Consider the following 25,786-nt stretch of genomic DNA (forward strand, 5'->3'; position numbering starts at 1 on the left):
CCTGATAATTAATCAGCACGCTGAACCCGCAATTATCGGGCAAAAAGATGACGCGCTTTTAATTAATAAAAAGCGTGACGATCCCGCACCAGATAAAAGTGAGCCAGTGAATTTGTATGGCGTAATGTCTGACTGAAAATGCGAAGTCAGGTTTAACGCGCAGCAGACAGGTGCACGCTGAGGATCAGCGTGCGCATCGGGGCGGTGGAAATAGCGCGTTGTAAATCAGAGACATAATAACTCCCGCGAACCTGTGTTGGTTATCAGCATTGAGTGTCCGGGAGCATTCTGCAGAAAACAGAACGTGCCGCCCGCCAGAGTGGCAAGCAGCAGGAAAAGGATCCGTGCGTCAGCTTGCCCTGTATCGCCATCGATAAAGTTGACTGTTCAACGAGATCCTCCAGATAGTTAATTGCCGTTATTATATTTACGCGGTTAATGAAGTAAAGATGAATATAGCGCATGAGCGTTTTATCTAAATTTTGTTGCCGTTTGGTTGAGCAGGCTATTAACGATCTGCGACAGTCGCCCCATTCATCGGGAGAAAAGCCGGGGCTGAAACATTTCTGAAAAAGCGTATCTGATGCGTACTATGCTGGTTATTAGCGGCCATAACCCTTATAACAGAACCGCCGGGCTTAGAACCTAAAAGCATATGCATAGCCATAAATAGACTATTCTTCACTGGTACGCTCTCGTAAACTCGCGTTACTTTTTTAAGGCAAGGAAACAACATGAAAAAAATTATTCCCTCACTGCTGGCGCTGTCGCTGGTGGCCGCCTTCTCTGCGCACGCTGTCACACCCAAAGATACGCTGGTGATTGCACAGTCTACCGATGATGCTGACAGCTTCGATCCGGCGCAGGGTTTTGAACTCACCACGGTACAGTCATTCACTAATATCTATCAGCGCCTGGTTCAGTCCGATCCGCAAAACCCGACCGACCTGAAACCGACCCTGGCGACCTCATGGCAGCCGGGCAGCGATAACCGCAGCCTGACGTTTGAGCTGCGTAAAGATGCGACCTTTGCCAGCGGCAACCCGCTGCGCCCGGAAGATGTGATCTTCTCGCTGGGTCGCGTGGTTAAACTCAATCTTGATCCCTCTTTTATCCTGACGCAGCTCGGCTGGAATAAAGATAACGTTGATAGCTTCCTGAAAAAGGTGGATGACCAGCACGTACAGATCAGCTGGAACGCTAACGTCAGCCCGGCCTATGTGCTGAGCCTGCTCTCGGCACCGGTCTCTTCTATCATCGATGAAAAAACGGCGCAGGCTAATGCGAAAAACGGTGATTTCGGTCATGCGTGGCTGGGCACTCACTCTGCCGGCAGCGGCCCGTATCAGATCCGCAAAGTCGTGCTGCATGAAGCGGTTCTGCTGACAGCAAACCCCTCTTCTCCCGCCGGCGCGCCGAAGCTGAAGAACATTCTGATCAAAAACGTACCGGAGCCTGCGGCGCGCCGCCTGCTGCTGGAACAGGGTGATGTGGATATCGCACGTAACCTGGGCGCTGACCAGATTGCCGCGCTAAAAGGCAAGGCGGGCGTCAAAACTGACGCGATCCCGATGGCGTCGCTCTACTACATTCAGTTTAACGTCGGCAAAGATCCGGTGCTGAAAAACCCGGCGCTGTGGGAAGCGGCACGCTACCTGTTCGATTATAAAGGCATTGCCGATAACCTGCTGAAAGGGCAGTTTGAAGTGCATCAGACCTTCCTGCCGAAAGGCTTCTTAGGCGCGCTGAATGAAACGCCATACAGCTACGATCCGGAAAAAGCCAAAGCGATTCTGAAGAAAGCGGGCCTGACCAATGTGAGCTTTACGCTCTCCACCAGCAACCAGCCGCCTTATCTTGATATCGCTCAGGCGCTGCAGGGCAGCTTTGCGAAGGGTGGCGTAAAAGTTGAGGTGCAGCCGGGCCTCAGCTCTGAAGTCTCAACGCGCGTTAAAGCGCATCAGTTTGAAGCGACGCTGAACGCCTGGGGTGCCGATTACTTCGATCCCAACACCAACGCCGCCTCATTTGCCTATAACCCCGAAGATGGCAGCAAAACCATCGCCTACCGCTCTGACTGGCACATTCCGGAGCTGAGCAAGCAGACGCTGGCTGCCACAGCGGAAGCGGACAGCAACAAACGCGCAGAGCTGTACCAGGCGATGCAGCGCGAAGTGCTGAAAAACTCCCCGTACGTGATTGGCCTGCAGGCGCGTAATCTGGTTGCGCTGCGCGACAATCTGAAAGGCTATGTGCAGGGTATTAACCCCGATATGGTCTATTACGCGCAGGTCTCTAAATAATGTCCGTATCTGCTTCACAGACCGGGTTCGCCCGGTCACTCTGGCAGCGCGGCAGCCGCCTTGTCACCAGCCTGCTCTCGCTGCTGGTGACGCTGCTCGGGCTGCTGGCGTTTACCTTTATGCTGTCGCACCTCTCACCGGTCGATCCGGTGCAGCAGATTGCCGGCGATCACGCTAGCGAAGCGACCTACGCGCAGGTGCGGCACGATCTCGGACTTGACCAGCCGGTGCTGGTGCAGTTCTGGCGCTATATCAGCCACCTCGCGCGCGGCGATTTGGGTCTCTCTCATCTGACGAATCAGCCGGTGAGCGCCGACCTGCTGCGTACCTTCCCGGCCACGATTGAGCTGGCCACCTGCGCGATGATCTTTGCCGCCGTGTTTGGCGTGGCGCTGGCGCTGCTGGCGGCGTGGAAGCCGGGCAGTGTTATCGACAACGTGGCGCGTTTTATTTCGCTGCTGGGCTATTCGGTGCCGGTGTTCTGGCTTGGGCTGCTGGGCCTGCTGCTGTTCTACGCGGTGCTGCACTGGTCAGCCGGACCGGGCCAGCTGGATGATATCTGGGTCTATACGCTGGAACCCAAAACCGGCTTTGTGCTGATCGACAGCTGGCTCTCCGGCGATCCGGAGATGTTCCGTAACGCGATTGCGCACCTCTGGCTGCCGGTCGTGATCCTCGGTCTGCTGGCGATGGCGGGCATTACCCGCCTGCTGCGTGCGGCGCTGCTCGAAGAGAGCAGCAAAGAGTATGTGGTACTGGCACGCGCAAAAGGTGCGGGCCGCACGCGCATCCTGCTGCGTCATATTCTGCCCAACGTCACCGGTACGCTGATCACCGTGATTGCGCTCTCCTATGCCACGCTGCTGGAAGGCTCGGTGCTGACAGAGACCGTATTCGCATGGCCGGGCGTGGGCCGCTATATGACCAATGCTCTGTTCTCAGCGGATGTGCCGGCTATCCTTGGCGCCACGCTGCTGATTGGCGGCTGCTTTATTCTGCTTAACGCCGTGGCTGACGCCCTGACCTGGTTAACCGATCCGAGAACCCGATGACTCAACAACTTCACGAACTGGAAAGCGTGCGTCCGCGTCGTCGTCGGGCGCGCGTGACTTCCCTCTCCATCGGCCTGACGCTGGTGGCGATTCTGATTGCGATGGCGCTGCTGGCACCCTGGCTGGCTCCGTTTGATCCGAATGTGCAGACCATCAACCAGCGCCTGCTGCCGCCCTCCGCGCTGCACTGGTTTGGCACCGACGGCTTTGGCCGCGATCTGCTGTCGCGCGTGATTTACGGCGCGCGCCCGACGCTGCTGCTGGTGTCGCTGATCCTGGTGCTGACGATCCCGGTGGGATTACTGATTGGTATTACCGCCGGTTATGTCGGCGGCTGGACCGAGCGCGTGCTGATGCGCATTACCGATATTTTCCTGTCGCTGCCGAACCTGGTGATTGCGCTGGCGCTGGTCGCCATGCTCGGTCCGGGCCTGATGAACGGCGCGCTGGCGCTGGCGCTGACCAGCTGGCCGCCGTTTGCCCGCCAGGCGCGTGCAGAGACGCTGGCGCTGCGCCGCAGCGACTATCTTGCCGCCGCGCGCATGCAGGGTATCACCGGCCTGCGGCTGATGTTCGGCCATATTCTGCCGCTCTGCCTGCCAACTGCCGTTGTGCGTGCTGCGCTCAGCCTCGGCGGTATTATTCTCTCCGCTGCCGGTCTCGGCTTCCTCGGTATGGGCGTACAGCCCCCTACTGCCGAGTGGGGCTCGATGGTTGCCGAAGGGAGTAAAGTGATTTTCGATCAGTGGTGGGTGGCGGCTGCGCCCGGCGCTGCGATTCTGTTCGCCAGCCTGGCGTTTAACCTGACAGGCGACGGCCTGCGCGATCGACTGGATACCCGCCATGCCAAATGAGTTATTGATTGATGCCCGCGGGCTGAGCATCCGCAGCGGCGACGCGCTGCTGGTGGATAACATCAGCTTTCAGATTGGCCGCGAACGCGTGGCGCTGGTCGGTGAATCCGGCTCCGGCAAATCGCTTACCGCACGCTCGCTGATGGGCCTGCTCTCCCCTTCCCTGCAGCTGCAGGCTGAACGTCTGCAGATTGCCGGTGCTGATGCTCAGCGTCTGCAGGAGCTTGACTGGATCACGCTGCGCGGCGGAAAAGTAGCGATGGTGATGCAGGACCCGAAATATGCGCTTAACCCGACGCGCACCATCGGCTGGCAGGTAGAAGAGCCGCTGATTTTGCATCGCAAGCTGAGCCGCGCTGAGCGACGCGAGAAAGTGTGTGAGATGCTGGCCGCCGTTGGCCTGCCTGAACCGCGTCAGCTGATGAAGCGCTATCCGCACCAGCTCTCCGGCGGCATGGGTCAGCGCGTGATGCTGGCGATTGCGCTGATCACCGATCCGGAGCTGCTGATTGCTGATGAACCAACCTCCGCGCTCGATCACGCCATGCGCGATCAGGTGCTGGCGCTGATCCGCCGGCTGGTGGAGCAGCGTAATATGGGGCTGCTGCTGATCAGTCACGATCTGCAGCAGGTCTCAGAGCACTGCGAACGGGTGATGGTGATGTATAAGGGCCGGCTGCTTGATACGCTGCCTGCCGCACAGCTCTCTCATGCTACCCACCCCTATACCCGCACGCTGTGGGCCTGTCGTCCCGGTAAGGCGACGCATGGCGAACGTCTGCCGGTGCTGGATCGCGCCGCGCTGGAGAGAGAGAATGATTGAGTTATCAAACCTGAGCGTTGCCCATAAGCACGGCTATGAGCTGCGTACCGTGGTGCACGACGTCTCCCTGCAGGTCGCTGCCGGTGAGTGTTTTGGTCTGGTTGGCCCATCCGGCTGCGGCAAATCGTCGCTGCTGTGGGTGCTGGCCGGTCTGAATCCGCACTGGCAGGGCGAGATGACGCTGGCGCAGACGGCAGTCCAGCCGGGCAAAGCCTTTACCGGCCAGCTGCGACGCGATGTGCAGATGGTGTTTCAGGATCCGTATGCCTCGCTGCATCCGCGCCATCGCCTGCGCCGCACGCTGGCGGAGCCGCTGAAGTTGTTAAAGCGCGATAATATCGATGACCGCATCGACGCAGGCTTTCGTCACGTGGGTCTCGATCCGGCGCTGGCGAACCGCTATCCGCATCAGCTCTCGGGCGGACAGCGCCAGCGCGTGGCGATTGTGCGCGCGCTGCTGCTGGAACCTAAAATCCTGCTGCTGGATGAACCGACATCGGCGCTGGATATGTCAGTTCAGGCGGAGATCCTTAACCTGCTGAACGATCTTAAACAGAACGACGGGCTGACCATGGTGCTGGTCAGTCACGATCCGGATGTTATCGATCATATGTGCGACCGCGCGGCGCATATGGCGCAGGGACGAATCGTGGGATAACGGCGCACGGGTCCCGGGTCGCATATGCCTGCATCACATCTGCAGGGTGCGCATTTATGCGCACCTCGTATTCAGGCGCACTCCACTAAACATTCAGGAACTGTTATGACGGTGAAATTACGCCCTCTGGAGCGGGAAGATCTGCATTTTGTTCATCAGCTGGATAACAATGCCAGCGTAATGCGCTACTGGTTTGAAGAGCCTTATGAGGCGTTTGTTGAGCTCTCCGACCTCTATGACAAGCATATTCACGATCAGACCGAACGACGCTTTGTGGTCGAGTATGAAGAGGAAAAAGCGGGACTGGTCGAGCTGGTGGAGATTAACCATGTACACCGCCGCGCTGAGTTTCAGATCATCATCGCGCCGGGGCATCAGGGGAAAGGCTTAGCCAGCAAGGCGGCGCGGCTGGCAATGGATTACGGTTTTTCCGTGCTGAATCTCTACAAGCTCTATCTGATTGTTGATCAGGAGAATGAGAAAGCGATTCATATCTACAGTAAGCTGGGCTTCGAAGTCGAAGGCGTGCTGAAGCATGAATTTTTTATCAACGGTGAATACCGTAACACCATCCGCATGTGTATTTTTCAGCAGCAGTATCTCGCCCAGCATAAACCCGGCAACGCCATGGTCAAGCCCACCGCCCAGTAAGCAGCGAATTTTACAGGTTTACAGGGGCGCATGAATGCGTCCCCTACGGTAATCCTGAGGCACCTGAACATTATGCCAGGGGCGCATTAATGCGCCCCCTACGGCACCTGAACCCTTCGTAGGGGCGCCATTAATGGCGCCCTGGCCGACGTTGCCGGGAATCTGCCAGGAGCGCATGAATGCGCCCCCCACGAACCCGCGGGGGCTAGCGGCCGCGCGCGCCTGTTACGTTCAGTACCGGCTGCGGATGATCCGGCTTCAGGGTATACATCCCGCCATAGAACGGATCGACTAACAGCCAGCCCGGGAAGCCGAGCAGCGGAATATTTCCCAGCACGTACCAGAGATTGGCACTCGCCTCAATGGGCAGCGTCAGCGGGACATAGCCCGGGCTTTCCAGCATGACCTGATAATGTTTTTTGCCGAAGTAACTGCCGTTTGATTTTGCCAGGTCTACGGTCTGGGGCGTGTAGCCCTGCGCCACCGCGCGCCCGGTCTCATCCTGTACCGTAAAGCGGGCGCCTTGCGGAATGGAGTCAATTTTTACCGGCTGCGTGTCTGTACCGACAATAGTGGCGCAGCCGCTTAGCAGCAGCGCGCAGGCGGGAAGAGTGTGTCGCAGGTTCATAGCAGATCCGCATCAGAGTCAGAGAGCACAGTGTAAACCGTGCTCTCTGGCTTTTCACTGACGACAATCGCGCTATCAGTGTGCTTTTTTTGTGCTTATTCAGCGTTGACAACAGGCAGCAATTGCCCGGATATCCTCAGGCGACGTCCGGCAGCAGCCGCCAATCAGCTGCGCACCCGCCTGCTGCCATTCGCTAAACTTCTCCTGCAGCGTGCAGCCAGAGGGTGCCGAGTGCCAGCTTTTACTCTCTGCATCATACTGCTCGCCCGAGTTAGGGTAGACCAGCAGCGGCTTCTGCGTCAGCGCCTGCAGCGTCCGCAGCGCCGGCGTGACGCTCTCCAGCGCGATACAGTTGATCCCCACCGCCACCACCTGCGGTGCCGCGTTAATCACCTTCATCACGCTCTCAAGCGGCGTGCCGTCGCTGATATGCTCTGCATCACGCAGCGTAAACGAAAACCACGCGCTGCTGTGCGGAAATTCAGCCAGCAGCGCGATCAGCGCCTGCGCTTCACCAAACGACGGCAGCGTTTCACACGCCAGCAGGTCGACACCCGCTTCCAGCAGCGCCGCCACGCGCGGCCGGTGGAAATCTTTCATCTCTTCCGGCGGCAGCGCGTAATCGCCGCGATATTCGGCCCCGTTTGCCAGATAGGCGCCCCACGGCCCCACTGAACCGGCGACCAGCAGCGGCGCCGTGGTGCCGGAAGCGGCGCGATAATCATCGCGTGCACGCTGCGCCAGCGTCACGCTCAGGCGAATCAGCTCGCCCGCCTTGCCGCTCTCCAGACCGCGCGCGGCAAAACCGCGCGGCGTTGCCTGATAGCTGGCGGTGATCGCTACCTGCGCGCCGGCAGCAAAGTAGTCGCGGTGCACGGCATAAATCAGTTCCGGCTGCTCCATCAGCACCTTTGCTGACCAGAGGGAATCTGCCAGATCGCAGCCGCGCGCCTCCAGCTCGGTGGCCAGTGCGCCATCAAGGATCAGCGGACGGGTCTGGGTGAGTGCTTCAGCAATCGGGTTACGCGGCATGGTTGCTCTCCTGCGTCTTAAGGGGTTTACGTCGCCGGGTAACATAGTAAGCAGCATAACAGAGCAGTACAAACGGAATACCGCACCAGAGCGCAATGCGCTGCGACGGATCGAAGGCCAGGCCCACGCACGCCAGCAGGCAGAGCACAAACCCTAGCACCGGCACCACCGGATAGAATGGCGCGCGCCAGGCGAGCTGTCTGATATCTTTGCCGGCACGCACGTAGCGCCGGCGGAAAACGTAGTGCGAGGCGCAGATGCTGAGCCAGACGGCCACCACGGCAAAACCGGAGATCGCCGACAGCGCCACAAATACCGTATCCGGCGCGATCACGCTGGAGAAGAGCGCCAGCAGGCCCCCCAGCATGCTGATGGTGATCGCCAGCACCGGAATACCGCGCCGGTTCACGCGCGCAAAACAGCGCGGCAGCGTATTTTCATTCGCCAGCGACCAGAGCATGCGTCCGGAGGCATAGAGGCCGGAGTTAGCGGCGGAGAGGATCGCCGTGAGAATCACAAAATTGAAGATGTCAGCCGACCAGGGAATACCGATTTTTTCAAACACCAGAACAAACGGGCTTTTGACGATGCCCGCCTGGTCCATCGGGATAAGTGCCGCCAGCACAAACACCGTGCCGACAAAAAAGATAATCAGGCGCGCGACGGTAGTACGGATAGCCAGCGGCAGCGCTTTCTGCGGATCCTCGGTCTCCCCTGCTGCAATCCCAATCAGTTCAGTACCGGAAAACGCAAAGTTTACCGCCACCATGGTCATCAGAATCGGCAGCGTGCCGTGCGGTAGCCAGCCTGACGCCGTCAGGTTATGCAGGCCAGGCGCGGCAGAGCCATCTTTCAGCGGGATAAAGCCAAACATCGCGGCGCCGCCCAGCACAATAAAGGCGATGATGGTGACCACTTTAATGACTGAGAACCAGAACTCACCTTCGGCAAAAAAGCGCGTCGAGATGATATTCAGCAGATAGATAGCCAGGCAGAACACCAGGCACCAGAGCCAGACCGGCACCGTCGGGAACCAGTACTGCATACAGAAACCGGCCGCGGTCAGGCTCGACCCCAGCGCCACGGTCCAGGTGAGCCAGTAGAGCCAGGCGACGGTATAGCCCGTGGCCGGGCTCAGATAACGTGCGGCATAGACGTGAAACGCGCCGGTTTCCGGCATCGCTACCGCCAGCTCGCCCAGGCAGGCCATGACCAGCCAGACCACCAGCGCGCCAATCAGATAGGCCAGCAGCGTGCCCGCTGCACCGGTGGTTGAGATGATATAGCCGGTATTGAAAAACAGGCCGGTGCCGATGACGCCACCCAGCGACAGCATCACCAGGTGCCGCACTTTCATCGTGCGTTTGAAACTTTCCTGCGGAGGGGTATTCGCGCTTTGCATACTGATAATCCATATGGACGTCTAAACTTCTATATGGATACAGAGTTATACGCATCCGCGCTGCGTTTTGCAACGTGGCAGAAACCGGGGATGGTGCAGGCCAGGAGAGCCCCGCGTTAACGGGGCAAAAAATCAGGCGCCAAACACGCCCTGCAGATAGCGCTCCAGCGCAACACGGGAACTGAAACCGTGGGGAATACCGTAATGCTCCTGTGAATCACCCATCAGGTAGAGAGGGAATTGCGTGTAGTGATCGCAGGTTTTCATCTCTGAGGCGGGCTCAGCAAAGTGCTGGCTTTTCTCTTTCAGCGTAGGATGGATCACCAGCGCCGTGCGTCCCAGACGCGCCTCACGGTTAACATAGACGTAGTTTTCACCACGACGGTAACCATAGGTTTTTGGCGTCAGAACATCCATTTCGAATCCTGCTTTTTCCAGTACGCGCGCAACCTCATCCGGACGTAAATACATGCTTGCTCCTCTCTTCTCACAGCCCCGCAACCTTACAACAGACCTGGGGTACAGACATTCGGATTTTCCCTAAAGCCTGGCATAGCGCTGCGTTTAATCACGTATCGTCTACACTTAGTATTACGTTTTAAATCAAAGGGAGCGAAAAATGTTTAATCGAACCACTAAAAACGATGACATTGATATCAATCAGGATGTAAACGATCTGGCTGATTCGCTGGAAGCGTTGCTTAAGTCTTATGGCAGCGACGCCAAAGATGAAGTCGACAGCGCGCGCGACAAGGCGCAAAAATTGCTGAAGCAGACCCGCGCGAAAATGAACGGCAATAGTTCAGTTTCCCAGGCGGCGCGCGATGCAGGCTATCAGGTTGACGCCTACGTACGCGATAAGCCGTGGCATGGCGTAGGACTGGGTGCCGCCGTAGGCCTGGTTCTGGGTGCACTGCTGGTGGCCCGCCGCTAACCGGCACATGATTCTGAAAAAGCCCTGCTGATGCAGGGCTTTTTTTTGCCTTTCAGCGACCAGAAAAATTTTTTCCATTGCAAAAAGCGCAGCCTGCCTGGGTTGTTGTACCGTCAGAGCAATACCCCTTCAGTTATCGGGTTGACCGCCATAAATACCACATCTAGTATCTAATTATACAAAAGACGCTACATATTGATTTATGGCCGGTTGCGCCTGGCAACAGCAGCTATCTTCCTGTCACTAAAAGGAAATGCGAATCATGAGCATTATTATTTACACTAAGAGTAACTGTGTCCAGTGTGATACCACTAAAAATGCCCTGGACCGCTGCGGCATGACGTATCAGCTCATCAACCTTGATACCGCGCCGGAAGCGCTCGAAGAAATTAAAGCGCTGGGATATCGCCAGGTGCCGGTTGTTATGACGCCGGATGACAGCTGGAGCGGTTTCCGTCCGGATAAAATTGCTGCGCTGCGGCACTCCGCTGCGGTAAGTGAATAGCGCCATGTATCCGCTGGTCTATTTTTCCAGCCGGTCAGAAAACACCCACAGGTTTATTACCCGCCTGGCGCTGCCGGCGCACCGCATTCCTGCAGAGGCTAACCAGCGGCTGCAGGTTGACCACCCCTATATTCTGGTGGTGCCGAGCTATGGCGGCGGCGGTGTGCAGGGTGCCGTCCCGCGCCAGGTGATTCAGTTTCTTAACGACAGCGCAAATCGTCGCGGCATCCGCGGCGTCATTGCCGCCGGCAACCGCAATTTCGGCAGCGGTTTCTGCCTGGCAGGCGACATCATTGCGCGTAAATGTCAGGTGCCCTGCCTTTATCGCTTTGAAATGATGGGCACGCCGGAAGACATTGCGCAGGTTAAAGCAGGAGTAACCCAATTTTGGCAACAGCAGACACCCTGAACAGCACGCAGCTCGATTACCACGCGCTGAACGCGATGCTGAATCTGTATGACACAGCGGGTCATATTCAGTTTGAAAAAGATCGCGAAGCGGCGCGGCAGTTTTTCCTGCAGCACGTTCAGCCCAATACGCTGACCTTCAGCTCCGCTGCTGAGCGGCTGCGCTATCTGGTTGAGGAAGGCTACTACGAAGCCAGCGTCCTGAATCAGTATGACTTTCGCTTTCTCTGCGCCCTGCATGATGAAGCGGATGCGCAGGATCACCGCTTTCACACCTTCCTCGGTGCCTGGAAGTTTTACACCAGCTATACGCTGAAAACCTTTGATGGCAAACATTACCTGGAGACCTTCACCCAGCGCGCCTGCATGGTGGCGCTGACGCTGGCGCGTGGCGATGAGCAGCAGGCGCGAGCGCTGCTGACAGAGATCCTGAGCGGCCGTTTCCAGCCCGCCACACCTACGTTTCTGAACTGCGGCAAGCAGCAGCGCGGTGAGCTGGTCTCCTGCTTCCTGCTGCGTATTGAAGATAATATGGAGTCGATTGGCCGCGCGGTGAACTCTGCCCTGCAGCTCTCTAAACGCGGCGGCGGCGTGGCGTTTCTGCTTTCTAACCTGCGCGAAGCGGGAGCGCCGATCAAGCGTATCGAAAACCAGTCATCCGGCGTGATCCCGGTCATGAAGATGCTGGAGGATGCGTTCTCTTACGCTAATCAGCTGGGCGCGCGTCAGGGGGCCGGTGCGGTCTGGCTGAACGCCCATCATCCCGATATTCTGCGCTTCCTCGATACCAAACGTGAAAACGCGGATGAAAAAATCCGCATTAAAACGCTCTCGCTGGGCGTAACGATCCCGGATATCACTTTTCAGCTGGCAAAAGAGAACCGGGATATGGCGCTGTTTTCGCCGTATGACGTTGAGCGCATCTATGGCAAAGCGTTCGGCGATATCAGCATCAGCGAGCACTATGACGCGATGCTGGCGGACGAACGCATCCGCAAAACCTATATCAACCCGCGCGACTTTTTCCAGACGCTGGCAGAGATCCAGTTTGAGTCGGGCTACCCCTATATCATGTATGAGGATAGCGTTAACCGCAGTAATCCGATTGCCGGGCGCATTAATATGAGCAACCTCTGTTCAGAGATTTTGCAGGTCAACAGCGCCAGCGAACTGAATGAGGATCTCAGCTACCGGCGCACGGGCAAAGATATCTCCTGTAATCTCGGCTCGCTGAATATCGCACACGCGATGGATTCCCGTGACCTCCCCCGCACCGTGGCGGTGGCCGTGCGGGCGCTCACCGCCGTGTCAGAGATGAGTGAGATCGCTTCGGTGCCGTCCGTCGCCGAAGGCAATCGCCGTTCACACGCTATTGGCCTCGGGCAGATGAATCTGCACGGCTATCTGGCGCGGGAAGGTATCGCCTACGGTTCAGAAGAGGCGCTTGATTTCACCAACCTCTACTTTTACTGCGTCACGTTTCACGCACTGCGTACCTCAAACCAGCTGGCCCGGGAGCGTCAGCGCAGCTTTGACGGGTTTGAGCAGTCTCACTACGCCAGCGGAGAGTACTTCAATAAATATATTACGTGCAGCTGGCAGCCGCGCACCGCGCGCATTGCGCAGCTATTTGACGATGCCGGTCTTGTCCTGCCGACGCAGGCTGACTGGCAGGCGCTGCGGTCGGCGGTGATGCAGCACGGGCTGTTTAACCAGAACCTGCAGGCGATCCCGCCAACCGGTTCTATCTCCTACATCAACCACGCCACCTCAAGTATTCATCCGATTGTGTCACGCATTGAGATCCGTAAAGAGGGTAAAACCGGACGCGTCTATTATCCGGCGCCGTTTATGACCAATGAAAACCAGGCATTTTATCAGGATGCCTACCAGATTGGCCCTGAGGCGATTATCGATACCTATGCGGAAGCAACCCGGCATGTCGATCAGGGATTGTCGCTGACGCTGTTTTTCCGCGACGACGTTACCACGCGCGATATCAACAAAGCGCAGATTTACGCCTGGAAAAAGGGCATTAAAACGCTCTATTACATTCGCCTGCGTCAGATGGCGCTACAAGGCACGGAGGTTGAGGGCTGCGTCTCCTGCGCCCTGTAAAGTTATGATGAAACTTAATGCTATTCAGGCGATTAACTGGAATCGCCTGCAGGATGATAAAGATCTTGAGGTCTGGAACCGTCTCACCAGTAATTTCTGGCTGCCGGAAAAAGTGCCGCTTTCCAACGATCTGCCTGCGTGGCAGGCGCTGGCACCGGCGCAGCAGCAGCTGACTATCCGCGTATTTACCGGCCTGACGCTGCTCGATACGATTCAGAATGTCGTGGGCGCACCGGGCCTGATGCCGGACGCCGCCACGCCGCACGAAGAAGCGGTGCTGTCAAATATCAGCTTTATGGAGGCGGTACACGCCCGCTCCTACAGCTCGGTTTTCTCCACGCTATGCAACACGGCAGACGTTGACGCTGCCTACCGCTGGAGCGAAGAGAACGCCGCGCTGCAGAAAAAGGCGCAGATCATTCTGGCGCACTATCAGGCGGACGATCCGCTGAAGAAAAAGATCGCCAGCGTTTTCCTGGAGTCGTTTCTGTTTTATTCCGGCTTCTGGTTGCCGATGTACTGGTCCAGCCGGGGCAAGCTGACTAACACCGCCGATCTGATCCGCCTGATCATCCGCGATGAGGCGGTTCATGGTTACTATATTGGCTATAAATATCAGCAGGCGCTGCAGCACGCCGATGCCGCGCGGCGTGAAGCGCTGCAGCAGTTCGCTATCGATCTGCTGCTGGAGATGTATGAAAACGAACTGGCTTATACCGATGCGCTGTATGGGGAATCGGGCTGGGCGGAAGAGGTAAAAGCCTTTCTGCACTACAACGCTAATAAAGCGCTGATGAATCTGGGCTATGAAGCGCTGTTTCCGGCGGAGATAGCAGCAGTCAACCCGGCAATACTGGCGGCATTGTCGCCGAACGCAGATGAAAACCACGACTTCTTCTCCGGCTCCGGCTCCTCCTATGTCATGGGCAAAGCCGTGGAAACGGAAGATGAGGACTGGGATTTCTAATCGGCTCTGGCGCCAGGTGGGTAGTCCTCTCTGGCGCTCCTGATGCAACGCAGTGGCGGCTCTGCGGATCGCCACTCCGCGTAATGGCCTCACGCGCCCTGCGGAACGTCCTTATGACAAACGCAATCTCCTGTTTCATCCTGCCTTACTTATCTATCAACGCACCGGAATATTTCCGACACTCAGCGTCCGCTATTTAATTAATATCAGTGCCGTTAAAGCGCGATTTATCCGCATTTCACGCAGCGATTTGACTAAAACCTGCCAAATTTCACAAAAAATTCAGAAAAAATTGATCCGCGCTCATCCCTCGTAGGCTCTGGAATTAGCGGCAATAGTCAGGATGCATTTGCCGGAAATATTCTGTGCAAGGGTTGTCAGACACTCTCACTATGTTAGGTTATAGGGCGCTTAAATTTAATCAGGGTACAACAAGAAATAGTCAGACATTTAACCAGGAATGTAATTATTGCATGGCAATTAAACTCGAAGTTAAAAATTTATATAAAGTATTTGGCGATCATCCGGAAAAGGCATTTAAGCTCATTGCGCAAGGCGCAAGCAAAGAGACAATTCTGGCGAAAACCGGTCTCTCAGTAGGCGTACAAAATGCCAGTCTGGCCATTGAAGAAGGCGAGATCTTCGTCATCATGGGGCTGTCAGGATCTGGAAAGTCCACCATGGTTCGCCTTCTCAATCGTCTGATAGAGCCCACGCAGGGCCAGGTGATTATCGATGGTGTCGATATTGCTAAAATATCAGATAGCGAACTGCGTGAAGTACGCAGAAATAAGATCAGTATGGTGTTTCAATCCTTCGCGCTTATGCCACATATGACGGTACTGAATAATACCGCCTTTGGAATGGAATTAGCTGGCACGCCGCTTCATGAACGTCAGGAAAAAGCGCTTGAGGCATTGCGTCAGGTAGGGCTGGAAAATTATGCCAATGCTTATCCGGATGAACTTTCCGGCGGTATGCGTCAGCGCGTGGGATTAGCGCGCGCGCTGGCAATTAATCCCGATATTTTACTGATGGATGAAGCGTTCTCCGCTCTGGATCCCTTAATTCGTACCGAAATGCAGGATGAGCTGGTAAAGCTGCAGGCAAAACATCAGCGCACCATTGTCTTTATTTCTCACGATCTTGACGAAGCCATGCGTATTGGCGATCGCATTGCCATTATGCAGGGCGGCGAAGTAGTTCAGGTTGGTACGCCTGATGAGATCCTCAATAATCCCGCGAATGATTATGTCCGCACCTTTTTCCGCGGTGTGGATATTAGTCATGTCTTTAGCGCTAAAGATATTGCGCGCCGCAGTGCCGGAGCGCTGATCCGTAAAGCGCCCGGCTTCGGTCCGCGCTCCGCCATTAAGCTGCTGCAGGATGAAGACCGCGAGTTTGGCTATGTGCTGGAAAAACAGAAGTTTGTTGGCGTGGTCTCCAGTGATTCGCTGAAAGCGGCACTGGCCGCCGGTGCCGGGCTGGATAGTGCGCTGCTGGAAGCCCCGCAGGCGGTGCCTGCTGATACCTCACTGAATGATTTGCTTTCCCATGTGGCGCAGGCGCCGTGCGCCGTACCGGTAGTCGGTGAAGATAATCAGTACGTCGGTATCATCTCCAAAAGCATGTTATTGCGTGCGTTAGACCGTGAAGGAGCCCAGCCATGAGTAAACACACCGCCAACCCATGGGATAGCGCCAGCCAGAGCGCAGCGCAAACAACCACGCCTGATGCCAGCGCCGCCGATCCCTGGTCAGGTGCCGCTTCAGCCACGCCTGCAGAGAGCAGCACCGGTGGCGCAGATGCGTGGGGGGATCCCGCAGCCACCAGCGGCGGTCATGACGCTGCCACTGGCACGGCCAGCGGCAGCGACTGGCTCAACAGTGCACCTGCACCAGCGCCGGAACATTTCACTATCATGGACCCGTTCCATAAAACCTGGATTCCGCTCGACAGCTGGGTGACCGAGGGCATCGACTGGGTCGTGAACCACTTCCGCCCGCTGTTTCAGGGTATCCGCGTTCCGGTGGATTACATCCTGAGCGCCTTCCAGCAGCTGCTGCTGGGCATGCCGGCACCGGTGGCGATTGTGCTGTTCGCGCTGATTGCCTGGCAGATTGCGACGCCGGCGATGGGCATTGCCACGCTGGTTTCACTAATTGTAATTGGCGCGATTGGCGCATGGTCGCAGGCCATGGTAACGCTGGCGCTGGTGCTCACCGCCCTGCTGTTCTGTATTGTCATTGGGCTGCCGCTGGGTATCTGGCTGGCGCGCAGCGAGCGTGCCGCGCGTATCGTCCGTCCGCTGCTGGATGCGATGCAGACCACGCCCGCCTTTGTTTATCTGGTGCCGATTGTGATGCTGTTTGGTATCGGCAACGTACCAGGCGTGGTGGTAACCATCATCTTTGCACTGCCGCCGATTGTGCGCCTCACAATTCTCGGTATTAAACAGGTGCCTGCTGACCTGATTGAAGCCAGCGAATCCTTCGGCGCCAGCCCGCGTCAGATGTTGTTTAAGGTCCAGCTGCCGCTGGCGATGCCAACTATCATGGCCGGGGTTAACCAAACGCTGATGCTGGCGCTATCAATGGTGGTTATCGCCTCCATGATCGCGGTCGGCGGACTGGGCCAGATGGTGCTGCGCGGCATTGGCCGCCTCGATATGGGGCTGGCCACCGTTGGCGGCGTCGGCATTGTGATCCTCGCCATTATCCTCGATCGCCTCACGCAGTCGGTTGGCCGCGATAGCCGCAGCCGGGGTAGTCGTCACTGGTACAGCACCGGTCCGGTTGGCCTGCTACTGCGTCCGTTCAGTAAAAAAGCCTGATTTTTTTGGGCGGTCCATCGTGGTCGCCCGTCTCCGACGTCACACGTAAAATAAGGAATGACTATGCGCAAGACAGCTCTGTTCGCTGCCGTCCTGACGACGTTCGCCGCGACGCACGTGTCCGCCGCCGACCTGCCGGGTAAAGGCATTACCGTTAAACCGCTGCAAAGCACCATTGCTGAAGAAACCTTCCAGACGCTGATTGTCAGCCGCGCGCTGGAGAAACTCGGCTATAGCGTGGAGAAACCGGGCGAAGTCGATTACAACGTGGCTTACACCACAATCGCTGCCGGTGACGCTACCTTTGTGGCTACTAACTGGCAGCCGCTGCACGACGATATGTATAAAGCCGCTGGGGGTGACAGCAAGTTTTACCGCGAAGGCACCTACGTTGGCGGTGCTGCCCAGGGCTATTTAATTGACAAAAAAACCGCTGAAAAATATCACATCACCAATATTGAACAGCTGAAAGATCCAAAAATTGCCAAACTGTTCGACAGTAACGGGGATGGTAAAGCGGACATGACCGGCTGTACGCCGGGCTGGGGCTGCGAAGCGGTGATTAATCACCAGAACAGCGCGTTTGGCCTGGCCGATACCGTTACAGCCAATATGGGTAACTATTCGGCAATGGTGGCCGATACGCTGGCGCGCTTCAAACAGGGTAAACCGATTCTCTACTACACCTGGACACCTTACTGGTTGAGCGATGTGCTGAAACCGGGCCGTGACGTAGTCTGGCTGCAGGTGCCGTTCTCCTCCCTGCCTGGCGAACAGAGCAAAGTGGATACCAAACTGGCAAATGGTGCGAATTACGGCTTTCCGGTGAACACCATGCATATCGTGGCGAACAGAGCCTGGGCAGAGAAAAACCCGGCCGCCGCGAAGCTGTTTGCGGAGATGAAGCTGCCGATTAAGGATATCAACGCGGAGAATGCCGCCATGCATGCGGGTCAGGCATCTGAAGCGGATATCAACCATCATGTGGATGGCTGGATTAAAGGCCATCAGGCGGAGTTTGATAAGTGGATCAATGACGCTCTGGCCGCCGCGAAATAAACGCCATCGTTTTATGTAGTCAGCGGGCGGCCTTCGGGTCGCCCGCACTGTTTCCGTCGCCGATAAGCGCAGCGTGCGCTATAACGCACTGGTACGTCCTGTTAATTATCACAACTATGAAATAATTTTTTCGGTTACTATTATCCCCATATGATTATTTCACTGTGTATCCGCTCATGAGCTCATCTCCGGCACGCCTCAGTGCCCCATTAGTGGCGCTGATGTCAGTCGCGACAGGGCTGGCGGTGGCCAGTAACTATTACGTGCAGCCGCTGCTCGATACGATTGCGCATCAGTTTGGTCTCTCTGTCAGCGTAGCGGGCTTTATCGTGACCACCGCGCAGCTTGGCTACGCCTGTGGATTGCTGCTGCTGGTGCCGCTGGGCGATATGCTGGAACGGCGTGCTCTGATTGTTTCAATGAGCCTGCTGGCGGCGGGCGGCATGATGCTGACCGCCCTCTCCTCTTCGCTGACGCTGATGCTGCTGGGTACGGTGGTAACCGGTCTCTTCTCAGTGGTGGCACAGCTTCTGGTGCCGCTGGCGGCCACGCTGGCTGCTCCGGAAAAGCGTGGCAAAGTGGTAGGCACGGTCATGAGTGGCCTGCTGCTGGGCATTTTACTGGCGCGTACCGTTGCCGGCGCGCTGGCTCAGGTTGCCGGATGGCGCAGCGTTTACTGGTGCGCCAGCGTGCTGATGATCCTGATGGCGCTGGCGCTATGGCGCTATCTGCCGCGCTACCAGCAGCGCGTGCCGCTTAACTATCTGCAGCTGCTGCGCTCAATTTTCTCACTTTTCAGCGCCGATCGGGTGTTACGTACCCGGGCGCTGACCGGCTGCCTGAGTTTTGCAAACTTCAGCATGCTCTGGACTTCAATGGCCTTTTTACTCGCTGCACCGCCGTGGAATTTCAGCGAGGGCGAGATCGGCCTGCTGGGTCTGGCAGGGGCAGCAGGCGCGCTGGCGGCGCGTCAGGCGGGCGGACTGGCAGACCGGGGCAAAGCAAAACTCACCACCAGCGCCGGACTGGTGATCATGCTGATCTCCTGGGGCGTTACCGCACTCGGCAGCAGCAGCCTGCTGGCGCTGATTGCCGGCATTGTGCTGCTGGATCTGGCGGTTCAGGGCGTACATATCACCAACCAAAGCGTTATCTATCGCACTATGCCCGAAGCGCGTAATCGCCTGACGTCCGGCTATATGACCAGCTATTTTACCGGTGGGGCGCTCGGCTCGGTGATCTCGGCCAACGCCTTTCATCTGTTTGGCTGGTATGGCGTCTGTGCGGCGGGTGCCCTGGCGACGCTACTTAATCTGATAATCTGGTGGCGTAACGCCAGCGCAGAGCCTGCCTGAGCAAGAAAAACAGCGTAAATCGGTAAGCGGCGCTGTCCATTAACAGGTGAGTTTGATATCGTTAGCAGTGTACTTATTCACTGTAGTTATTTTTACTCTCGAAATTATTCCACAGCGAAGCGGTTAGCGCGCTGAATGTGATAATTCTACGTTGCAATTAAGAGGTTTTTTTAGATGGAAAGTTCGTTTACTCCCATTGAGCAGATGCTGAACGTCCGGGCAAATCGTCATAAAGATTTTCCGCTGCAGGAAATTATCCTGACCCGCCTGTGTATGCATATGCAGGGCAAGCTGCTGGATAATCGCAACAAGATGCTCAAGGCACAGGGAATTAACGAAACCTTATTTATGGCGCTGATCACGCTGGATGCGCAGGAAAACCAGAGCATTCAGCCATCAGAACTGAGTGCGGCACTGGGCTCTTCACGCACCAACGCCACGCGCATTGCGGATGAACTGGAAAAGCGCGGCTGGATCGAACGCCGTGAAAGCGACAACGATCGCCGCTGCCTGCATCTGCATCTGACGGAAAAAGGCAACGAGTTTCTGCGTCAGCTGCTGCCGCCCCAGCACCAGAGCCTGCAGTATCTCTGGTCGTCACTGAGCGCCACCGAGCAGGAGCAGCTGGAAGCCATCACGCGCAAGCTGCTTAACCGTCTGGACAAAATGGACGAAGATCAGGTTATCGCCTCACTCTCTCGCTAATAGCAAGAAGTGCGACACAACCCCCTGCCGAAATCGCTATTTTAATTTTCCTTTATCTGGCCAGCGCCTTTTGCGCTGGCTTTTTCGATTCGGGTTACCGTGTTGATGGATCAGCACACCCCGACTTATGGCAAACGTGGAGAACGACATGAGTGCGACAGCGGAAGCTCAAAGCCCGCAACAGCCTGCAAACAAGAAGAAGAAGCGTAAAATTGCGCTGATCCTGCTGGCTGTCGTGTTTATTGTGGCCGGTATTGGCTATCTGACTTACTGGTATCTGGTACTGCGTCATTTTCAGGAGACTGATGATGCCTATGTAGCAGGCAATCAGGTCCAGGTGATGGCGCAGGTTTCCGGCAGCGTTAACAAAGTATGGTTTGATGATACCGATCGCGTCAAAAAAGGCGACGTGCTGGTCTCACTGGATAAAACCGATGCGCAGCAGGCCTTTGAAAAAGCGCAGACCGCCCTGGCCACCAGCGTCCGCCAGACGCACCAGCTGATGATCAACGGCAGGCAGTATCAGGCCACGATCAAGCTGCAGCAGACGGCACTGGAACAGGCTGAAGCCGACCTGAAGCGCCGCGAACCGCTGGGCGCCTCAAATCTGATTGGCCGTGAAGAGCTGCAGCACGCGCGTGACGCCGTGGCGACCGCGAAAGCGCAGCTTGACGTCGCTGTGCAGCAATATAACGCTAACCAGGCGATGATCCTGAATACCAGTCTGGAAAATCAGCCTGCGGTGCAGCAGAGCGCCGCTGCCCTGCGCGACGCCTGGCTTAATCTGCAGCGTACCGATATACGCAGCCCGATTGATGGCTATGTTTCACGCCGCAGCGTGCAGGTAGGCTCGCAAATCTCCACCACCACCCCGCTGCTGGCCGTGGTGCCCGCCACCAATCTGTGGGTAGATGCCAACTTTAAAGAGACGCAGCTTGCCGGCGTCCGCATCGGCCAGTCTGCAACCGTGGTCAGCGATATCTATGGCGATGATGTGGTCTATCACGGCAAGGTCGCGGGACTCGATATGGGGACCGGCAGCGCCTTCTCGCTGCTGCCCGCGCAAAACGCTACCGGCAACTGGATCAAAGTCGTACAGCGCCTGCCGGTGCGTATTGAACTGAACCCGGATGAAGTGGCGGCGCATCCGCTGCGCATCGGACTCTCGACTCTGGTGAAGGTTGATACGCAGAACAAAGAGGGTGCAGTGCTGGCAGGCGCCGTTCGTCCGCAGGCCGCCTATGAGAGCAACGCGCTGGCGATTGATCTTGCGCCGGTCAACCAGATGATTACCGCTATCGTTCGTGCCAACGCGGGCTGATCCGCCGGAGACTGTTATGGCACAAAAACCGCTTGAGGGCGCGCCACTTGTTCTGATGACTATCGCCCTGTCGCTGGCGACATTTATGCAGGTGCTCGACTCAACTATCGCCAACGTGGCGATCCCGACCATTGCCGGTAATCTGGGCGCGTCGAATTCACAGGGCACCTGGGTTATCACCTCGTTCGGGGTGGCTAACGCCATCTCGATTCCGATTACCGGCTGGCTGGCGAAGCGCATCGGTGAAGTGAAGCTCTTTACCTGGGCGACCATTCTGTTTGCGCTCGCCTCCTGGGCGTGTGGCATGTCAGAAAGCCTGGAGATGCTGATCTTTTTCCGTATTCTGCAGGGGATTGTGGCCGGTCCGCTGATCCCGCTGTCGCAAAGCCTGCTGCTGAGTAACTACCCTCCGGCTAAACGCAGTATTGCCCTGTCGCTGTGGGCGATGACGGTGATCGTTGCGCCAATCTGCGGCCCGATCCTGGGCGGCTGGATCAGCGATAACTATCACTGGGGCTGGATCTTCTTTATCAACGTGCCGATTGGCATCGTAGTGGTGATGCTGACGCTGCAGACGCTGCGCGGTCGTGAAACCAAAACCGAGATCCGCCCGATCGATATTGTCGGTCTGGTGCTGCTGGTGGTGGGCATCGGCGCGCTGCAGGTGATGCTGGATCGTGGTAAGGAGCTCGACTGGTTCAGCTCGACAGAGATTATCGTGCTGGCGGTGGTCGCCGTGGTGGCGCTGGCGGTGCTGCTGGTGTGGGAGCTGACGGACGATCATCCGATCGTTGACCTGTCGCTGTTTAAAATGCGCAACTTCACCATTGGCTGTCTGTCGATAAGCCTGGCCTACATGCTCTACTTCGGCTCCATTGTGCTGTTGCCGCAGCTGCTGCAGGAGGTCTACGGCTATACCGCTACCTGGGCCGGACTCGCATCTGCCCCGGTCGGGATTATTCCGGTGATCCTCTCACCCATTATTGGCCGGTTCGCCCACAAGCTCGATATGCGCCGGCTGGTGACCTTTAGCTTTATTATGTACGCCGTCTGTTTCTACTGGCGCGCCTACACCTTTGAACCCGGCATGGACTTCGGCGCATCCGCCTGGCCGCAGTTTATTCAGGGCTTTGCCGTGGCCTGTTTCTTTATGCCGCTGACCACCATTACGCTGTCGGGACTGCCGCCGGAGCGCCTCGCCGCAGCCTCCAGCCTCTCTAACTTTGTGCGTACGCTGGCAGGATCGATCGGAACCTCTATTACCACGACCCTGTGGACCAACCGCGAGTCGATGCATCACAGCTATCTGAGCGAATCCGTCAATCCTTACAACCAGAATTCGCAGGAGATGTATGCGCAGCTGGAAGGCATGGGCATGAGCCACCAGCAGGCGTCTGCGTGGATTGCGCGGGAGATCACTAATCAGGGCCTGATTATTTCAGCCAATGAGATTTTCTGGGCGTCTGCGGGGGTGTTTGTGATTCTGCTGGTGCTGGTATGGTTTGCCCGTCCGCCATTTGGTGCAGGCGGCGGAGGGGGTGGCGCACACTAGCCGCCACCATGCAAAACGGGCCGCTATGGCCCGTTTTTTTTATGCGTTCTGACGCCACCATTCGGCCAGCAGAATACCGGTTGCTACCGAGACGTTCAGGCTCTCGACGTTGCCGGTTCCGCCAATCGACAGGTTGAGTTCGCCCTGCCGGAAGGTGCTGTCTGAAAGCCCTTCCCGCTCCTGACCCAGCACCAGTACCATTTTCGCCGGCAGTTCGGCGCGCGCCAGCGGCGTGCCCTCGTGGCTCGACGTGGTCACGATGGTGTAGCCCGCCTTGCGGAACGCATCAAGGCTTGCAGCGAAATCTTCGCCGTTGATCGCCTGTACGTGCTCAGCGCCGCCTTCAGCAGTACGCACGGCGGCGCCCGACTCCAGCTGCGACGCGTCGTTCACCAGCAGCCCCTTCACGCCAAAATGCGCGCAGCTGCGCATAATGCCGCCCAGGTTATGTGGGTTGCTCACATCTTCCAGCGCCAGCACGCAATCTTTGTGCTCTGCCTTTTTCAGCCACTCTGATACCGCCATGCCGCTGCGCTTTTTGATAATAAAGCAGACGCCGCCGTGATGTTCAGTACCGGACGCTTTCGCCAGCTCAGCCTCCTCAACCACGTGATACGCTTTGCGGTTTGCGGCCAGCCAGCGCAGTGTTTCGCGGAAGCGCGGCGTAACGCTCTGGACAAACCAGGCGCGCACGATGCTCTCCGGACGGCTCAGGAACAGCGCCTGACAGGCGTTTTCGCCATAGACGCGCGTCTCTTCCTGACGCTGACGGCGGATCTGCTCGGAATCGATTACCGGCTTCGCGTCAGCGGCGTCATCCGCCGGGCTGCCAGCAGCGGCAACTGGCGGGCGGGATACGGTGCGCCACGGCGAATCACTGAAGCCGCGATCGTCGCGGTCGTTACGCTCAGGGCGGCTGCTGCGCTCGCTACGGTCATTACGATCCGTGCGGCGGCCGCGTCCGGCATCATCGCTGCTGCGCGGCGCGCGTGAGCGGCCAGCGTCGTCACGGCTGCGTGAGCGACCGGAATCGTCACCGCTGCGTGGCGCGCGCGCGCGATCGCTTTCGTCATTGTTGCGATTGCTGCGGGGAGCAGAGCGACGATTATCTTCCTGGCGCGCAGCAGAACGGCCGCCTTTGCCGGTACGCGGATTTGGCTTACTGCCGCCCTCCTCTTCACGTACATACATCACTTTTACCTTGCCGCTTTTGCCTTTAAATTCGTCGTTCATCTGTTCCTCCAGCATTGAGAGCGCGAAGATTACCTGATGTGCCAGCGCTTAGCTATCAACTATTGAACCTATTGGGTAATCCAGATTGAGCATAGCATCCAGCCTTTTCATAATACGACTCTATCATCAGATTTACAGGACCGGTTTGAGATGACAATGAATACTGTATGCGCCGGCTGTCAGGCAGTTAACCGCGTTCCCGAAGCGCGTCTGGCCGACGGTGCAAAGTGCGGTCGCTGCGGCGAAGCGCTTTTCAACGGCGAGGTGGTTAATGCCACGGCCGCTACGCTGGATAAATATCTGCAGGATGACCTGCCGGTCGTGATCGACTTCTGGGCGCCGTGGTGCGGCCCCTGCGTGAACTTTGCGCCCGTATTTAAAGAAGTTGCGGCCGAACGCAGCGGCAAAGTGCGTTTTATTAAAGTCAATACGGAAGCTGAGCAGGCGCTCAGCACGCGTTTTCGTATCCGCACGATCCCGACCATCATGATTTTTAAACGGGGCGAAATGGTCGATATGCTGAATGGCGCGATGCCGAAAACGCCGTTTAATGAGTGGCTCGACGAAACCCTGTAGTCACTGAAGGCCAGCAGATTGCTGGCCTTGCTTTCCCCCTTCTATTACACTGACGTTTTTCCTGCCCTGCCTGTCTATGTCTGAAAATGCTGTTCTGCGCTTACGGGCGCAACGTCTGGCCCGCGCTACGCGGCCCTTTCTCGCGCGCGGTAATCGCGTTGTGCGCTGTCAGCGCTGTCTGTTGCCGCACAGGCACTGCCTGTGTGCCACGCTGCAGCCGCAGCAGTCGCGCAGCCGCTTCTGCCTGGTGATGTTCGATACTGAACCCATGAAGCCCAGCAATACCGGACGCCTGATTGCCGATGTGCTGCCGGATACCCTCGCCTTCGGCTGGTCGCGAACAGAGCCTGACCCGGCGCTGCTGGCAGCAGTGCAGAGCAGCGACTATCAGCCGGTGGTGGTGTTCCCCGCCTCTTATGCCGATCCCGGACGTGAGGTGCTGACTGCGCCGCCGGTCAGCGGTAAACCGCCACTGTTTATTATGCTGGATGGCACCTGGTCTGAGGCGCGCAAAATGTTTCGTAAAAGCCCGTGGCTGGACCATTTTCCGGTGATGTCACTGAGCGTGAGCACCCCATCGCGCTACACCCTGCGGGAGGCGCACGGCAAAGGGCAGCACTGCACGGCAGAGGTCGCTGCGGCCCTGCTTGCTCAGGCGGGCGACAGCGCGGCCGCCAGCGCCCTGCAGCAGCACTTTGAACAGTTCCGTCACGCCTACCTTGCGGGCAAACCACACCATCCGGTTCATACACAGCAGGCGATAAACAGCAGCGAAAACTGAAGCTGGCTCGCAGCCTGACAGCAGCAAATCGGTTTT

25 protein-coding genes are annotated in these 25,786 nt (G+C 57.3%); 20 read left to right on the forward strand and 5 right to left on the reverse strand.

Going from position 1 to position 25,786, the window contains the following annotated elements; genetic code table 11:
* The first annotated feature begins 734 nt into the window (after positions 1-734).
* From FS690_RS14785 to speG, 6 genes are all read left to right on the forward strand, one after another.
* Positions 735-2,303 (forward strand): ABC transporter substrate-binding protein, encoded by a 1,569-nt coding sequence (locus FS690_RS14785; RefSeq protein WP_094111730.1) that lies wholly within the window; start codon positions 735-737, stop codon positions 2,301-2,303.
* Positions 2,303-3,355: an ABC transporter permease gene (locus FS690_RS14790; RefSeq protein WP_065648635.1), complete on the forward strand. Its 1,053-nt coding sequence runs from the start codon at positions 2,303-2,305 to the stop codon at positions 3,353-3,355. The genes FS690_RS14785 and FS690_RS14790 overlap by 1 nt, the downstream gene beginning before the upstream one ends.
* Positions 3,352-4,209: an ABC transporter permease gene (locus FS690_RS14795; RefSeq protein ID WP_145339841.1), complete on the forward strand. Its 858-nt coding sequence runs from the start codon at positions 3,352-3,354 to the stop codon at positions 4,207-4,209. Before FS690_RS14790 ends, FS690_RS14795 begins: the two co-directional genes overlap by 4 nt.
* A complete protein-coding gene (locus FS690_RS14800) occupies positions 4,199-5,032 on the forward strand; it encodes an ABC transporter ATP-binding protein (RefSeq protein WP_145339842.1) in 834 nt (277 codons plus the stop codon). Before FS690_RS14795 ends, FS690_RS14800 begins: the two co-directional genes overlap by 11 nt.
* Entirely contained in the window at positions 5,025-5,690 is a 666-nt protein-coding gene (locus FS690_RS14805; RefSeq protein WP_039379752.1) for an ABC transporter ATP-binding protein, read from the forward strand. The genes FS690_RS14800 and FS690_RS14805 overlap by 8 nt, the downstream gene beginning before the upstream one ends.
* 105 nt (positions 5,691-5,795) lie before the next feature.
* Positions 5,796-6,341, forward strand: a complete 546-nt coding sequence (gene speG / locus FS690_RS14810) for a spermidine N1-acetyltransferase (RefSeq protein WP_039379754.1) — start codon at positions 5,796-5,798, stop codon at positions 6,339-6,341.
* A gap of 205 nt (positions 6,342-6,546) precedes the next feature.
* Here speG and FS690_RS14815 read toward each other — a convergent pair whose 3' ends face one another.
* From FS690_RS14815 to FS690_RS14830, 4 genes are all read right to left on the reverse strand, one after another.
* On the reverse strand, positions 6,547-6,969 hold the full coding sequence (locus tag FS690_RS14815; protein WP_094111732.1) for a hypothetical protein: 423 nt from the start codon (positions 6,967-6,969) through the stop codon (positions 6,547-6,549).
* A 99-nt stretch (positions 6,970-7,068) separates the two neighbouring features.
* Entirely contained in the window at positions 7,069-8,001 is a 933-nt protein-coding gene (mmuM, locus tag FS690_RS14820) for a homocysteine S-methyltransferase (protein ID WP_104085319.1), read from the reverse strand.
* Positions 7,991-9,403, reverse strand: a complete 1,413-nt coding sequence (mmuP, locus tag FS690_RS14825; RefSeq protein WP_039379760.1) for an S-methylmethionine permease — start codon at positions 9,401-9,403, stop codon at positions 7,991-7,993. Before mmuP ends, mmuM begins: the two co-directional genes overlap by 11 nt.
* A 132-nt stretch (positions 9,404-9,535) precedes the next feature.
* Positions 9,536-9,874 carry a DUF2002 family protein gene (locus FS690_RS14830; RefSeq protein WP_039379762.1) on the reverse strand — a complete coding sequence of 113 codons (339 nt, stop codon included), beginning with the start codon at positions 9,872-9,874 and terminating at the stop codon, positions 9,536-9,538.
* A gap of 148 nt (positions 9,875-10,022) precedes the next feature.
* Between FS690_RS14830 and FS690_RS14835 the strand changes: the two genes are divergently transcribed.
* From FS690_RS14835 to emrB, 12 genes are all read left to right on the forward strand, one after another.
* Positions 10,023-10,337: a DUF883 family protein gene (locus FS690_RS14835; RefSeq protein WP_145339843.1), complete on the forward strand. Its 315-nt coding sequence runs from the start codon at positions 10,023-10,025 to the stop codon at positions 10,335-10,337.
* Positions 10,338-10,599: 262 nt separating this feature from the next.
* Entirely contained in the window at positions 10,600-10,842 is a 243-nt protein-coding gene (nrdH, locus tag FS690_RS14840) for a glutaredoxin-like protein NrdH (protein WP_094111733.1), read from the forward strand.
* Between the two features lie 4 nt (positions 10,843-10,846).
* Positions 10,847-11,251, forward strand: a complete 405-nt coding sequence (nrdI, locus tag FS690_RS14845; RefSeq protein WP_039379768.1) for a class Ib ribonucleoside-diphosphate reductase assembly flavoprotein NrdI — start codon at positions 10,847-10,849, stop codon at positions 11,249-11,251.
* Positions 11,230-13,368 (forward strand): class 1b ribonucleoside-diphosphate reductase subunit alpha, encoded by a 2,139-nt coding sequence (gene nrdE / locus FS690_RS14850; protein WP_145339844.1) that lies wholly within the window; start codon positions 11,230-11,232, stop codon positions 13,366-13,368. The genes nrdI and nrdE overlap by 22 nt, the downstream gene beginning before the upstream one ends.
* A gap of 7 nt (positions 13,369-13,375) precedes the next feature.
* Positions 13,376-14,335 (forward strand): class 1b ribonucleoside-diphosphate reductase subunit beta, encoded by a 960-nt coding sequence (gene nrdF / locus FS690_RS14855; protein WP_370512310.1) that lies wholly within the window; start codon positions 13,376-13,378, stop codon positions 14,333-14,335.
* 473 nt (positions 14,336-14,808) lie between these two features.
* Positions 14,809-16,005: a glycine betaine/L-proline ABC transporter ATP-binding protein ProV gene (gene proV, locus FS690_RS14860; RefSeq protein ID WP_094111735.1), complete on the forward strand. Its 1,197-nt coding sequence runs from the start codon at positions 14,809-14,811 to the stop codon at positions 16,003-16,005.
* Positions 16,002-17,168, forward strand: coding sequence for a glycine betaine/L-proline ABC transporter permease ProW (gene proW, locus FS690_RS14865; protein WP_108570364.1), 1,167 nt, complete (start codon positions 16,002-16,004; stop codon positions 17,166-17,168). The genes proV and proW overlap by 4 nt, the downstream gene beginning before the upstream one ends.
* Positions 17,169-17,231: 63 nt before the next feature.
* Positions 17,232-18,227 carry a glycine betaine/L-proline ABC transporter substrate-binding protein ProX gene (gene proX, locus FS690_RS14870; protein WP_094111736.1) on the forward strand — a complete coding sequence of 332 codons (996 nt, stop codon included), beginning with the start codon at positions 17,232-17,234 and terminating at the stop codon, positions 18,225-18,227.
* A 176-nt stretch (positions 18,228-18,403) separates the two neighbouring features.
* Positions 18,404-19,582 carry an MFS transporter gene (locus FS690_RS14875; protein ID WP_094111737.1) on the forward strand — a complete coding sequence of 393 codons (1,179 nt, stop codon included), beginning with the start codon at positions 18,404-18,406 and terminating at the stop codon, positions 19,580-19,582.
* A gap of 174 nt (positions 19,583-19,756) precedes the next feature.
* Positions 19,757-20,287, forward strand: a complete 531-nt coding sequence (mprA, locus tag FS690_RS14880; RefSeq protein WP_039379772.1) for a transcriptional repressor MprA — start codon at positions 19,757-19,759, stop codon at positions 20,285-20,287.
* Between the two features lie 148 nt (positions 20,288-20,435).
* Positions 20,436-21,608 carry a multidrug efflux MFS transporter periplasmic adaptor subunit EmrA gene (gene emrA / locus FS690_RS14885; protein WP_094111738.1) on the forward strand — a complete coding sequence of 391 codons (1,173 nt, stop codon included), beginning with the start codon at positions 20,436-20,438 and terminating at the stop codon, positions 21,606-21,608.
* A 16-nt stretch (positions 21,609-21,624) separates the two neighbouring features.
* The gene (gene emrB, locus FS690_RS14890) at positions 21,625-23,160 is read left to right on the forward strand and encodes a multidrug efflux MFS transporter permease subunit EmrB (RefSeq protein ID WP_039379775.1); all 1,536 of its coding nucleotides are present in this window, start codon (positions 21,625-21,627) and stop codon (positions 23,158-23,160) included.
* A gap of 39 nt (positions 23,161-23,199) precedes the next feature.
* On the opposite strand, the gene FS690_RS14895 is transcribed toward emrB, so the two are convergent.
* Positions 23,200-24,393, reverse strand: a complete 1,194-nt coding sequence (locus FS690_RS14895) for a tRNA/rRNA methyltransferase (protein WP_145339846.1) — start codon at positions 24,391-24,393, stop codon at positions 23,200-23,202.
* A gap of 156 nt (positions 24,394-24,549) precedes the next feature.
* Here FS690_RS14895 and trxC point away from each other — a divergent pair, with 156 nt between their 5' ends.
* Positions 24,550-24,969, forward strand: a complete 420-nt coding sequence (trxC, locus tag FS690_RS14900) for a thioredoxin TrxC (RefSeq protein WP_039385620.1) — start codon at positions 24,550-24,552, stop codon at positions 24,967-24,969.
* 76 nt (positions 24,970-25,045) lie between these two features.
* On the forward strand, positions 25,046-25,750 hold the full coding sequence (locus FS690_RS14905) for a tRNA-uridine aminocarboxypropyltransferase (RefSeq protein WP_104085322.1): 705 nt from the start codon (positions 25,046-25,048) through the stop codon (positions 25,748-25,750).
* The last annotated feature ends 36 nt before the right edge of the window (positions 25,751-25,786 follow it).

Source organism: Pantoea sp. PSNIH1 (genome assembly GCF_007680655.1).
Taxonomy (GTDB): Bacteria; Pseudomonadota; Gammaproteobacteria; order Enterobacterales; family Enterobacteriaceae; genus Pantoea; species Pantoea eucrina.

Excerpts from the sequence above, each read along its gene's own strand:
- FS690_RS14785 (WP_094111730.1), top strand. The coding sequence starts at position 735 with ATGAAAAAAATTATTCCCTCACTGCTGGCGCTGTCGCTGGTGGCCGCC.
- FS690_RS14790 (WP_065648635.1), top strand. The coding sequence starts at position 2,303 with ATGTCCGTATCTGCTTCACAGACCGGGTTCGCCCGGTCACTCTGGCAG.
- FS690_RS14795 (WP_145339841.1), top strand. The coding sequence starts at position 3,352 with ATGACTCAACAACTTCACGAACTGGAAAGCGTGCGTCCGCGTCGTCGT.
- FS690_RS14800 (WP_145339842.1), top strand. The coding sequence starts at position 4,199 with ATGCCAAATGAGTTATTGATTGATGCCCGCGGGCTGAGCATCCGCAGC.
- FS690_RS14805 (WP_039379752.1), top strand. The coding sequence starts at position 5,025 with ATGATTGAGTTATCAAACCTGAGCGTTGCCCATAAGCACGGCTATGAG.
- speG (WP_039379754.1), top strand. The coding sequence starts at position 5,796 with ATGACGGTGAAATTACGCCCTCTGGAGCGGGAAGATCTGCATTTTGTT.
- FS690_RS14815 (WP_094111732.1), bottom strand. The coding sequence starts at position 6,969 with ATGAACCTGCGACACACTCTTCCCGCCTGCGCGCTGCTGCTAAGCGGC.
- mmuM (WP_104085319.1), bottom strand. The coding sequence starts at position 8,001 with ATGCCGCGTAACCCGATTGCTGAAGCACTCACCCAGACCCGTCCGCTG.
- mmuP (WP_039379760.1), bottom strand. The coding sequence starts at position 9,403 with ATGCAAAGCGCGAATACCCCTCCGCAGGAAAGTTTCAAACGCACGATG.
- FS690_RS14830 (WP_039379762.1), bottom strand. The coding sequence starts at position 9,874 with ATGTATTTACGTCCGGATGAGGTTGCGCGCGTACTGGAAAAAGCAGGA.
- FS690_RS14835 (WP_145339843.1), top strand. The coding sequence starts at position 10,023 with ATGTTTAATCGAACCACTAAAAACGATGACATTGATATCAATCAGGAT.
- nrdH (WP_094111733.1), top strand. The coding sequence starts at position 10,600 with ATGAGCATTATTATTTACACTAAGAGTAACTGTGTCCAGTGTGATACC.
- nrdI (WP_039379768.1), top strand. The coding sequence starts at position 10,847 with ATGTATCCGCTGGTCTATTTTTCCAGCCGGTCAGAAAACACCCACAGG.
- nrdF (WP_370512310.1), top strand. The coding sequence starts at position 13,376 with ATGAAACTTAATGCTATTCAGGCGATTAACTGGAATCGCCTGCAGGAT.
- proV (WP_094111735.1), top strand. The coding sequence starts at position 14,809 with ATGGCAATTAAACTCGAAGTTAAAAATTTATATAAAGTATTTGGCGAT.
- proW (WP_108570364.1), top strand. The coding sequence starts at position 16,002 with ATGAGTAAACACACCGCCAACCCATGGGATAGCGCCAGCCAGAGCGCA.
- proX (WP_094111736.1), top strand. The coding sequence starts at position 17,232 with ATGCGCAAGACAGCTCTGTTCGCTGCCGTCCTGACGACGTTCGCCGCG.
- FS690_RS14875 (WP_094111737.1), top strand. The coding sequence starts at position 18,404 with ATGAGCTCATCTCCGGCACGCCTCAGTGCCCCATTAGTGGCGCTGATG.
- mprA (WP_039379772.1), top strand. The coding sequence starts at position 19,757 with ATGGAAAGTTCGTTTACTCCCATTGAGCAGATGCTGAACGTCCGGGCA.
- emrA (WP_094111738.1), top strand. The coding sequence starts at position 20,436 with ATGAGTGCGACAGCGGAAGCTCAAAGCCCGCAACAGCCTGCAAACAAG.
- emrB (WP_039379775.1), top strand. The coding sequence starts at position 21,625 with ATGGCACAAAAACCGCTTGAGGGCGCGCCACTTGTTCTGATGACTATC.
- FS690_RS14895 (WP_145339846.1), bottom strand. The coding sequence starts at position 24,393 with ATGAACGACGAATTTAAAGGCAAAAGCGGCAAGGTAAAAGTGATGTAT.
- trxC (WP_039385620.1), top strand. The coding sequence starts at position 24,550 with ATGAATACTGTATGCGCCGGCTGTCAGGCAGTTAACCGCGTTCCCGAA.
- FS690_RS14905 (WP_104085322.1), top strand. The coding sequence starts at position 25,046 with ATGTCTGAAAATGCTGTTCTGCGCTTACGGGCGCAACGTCTGGCCCGC.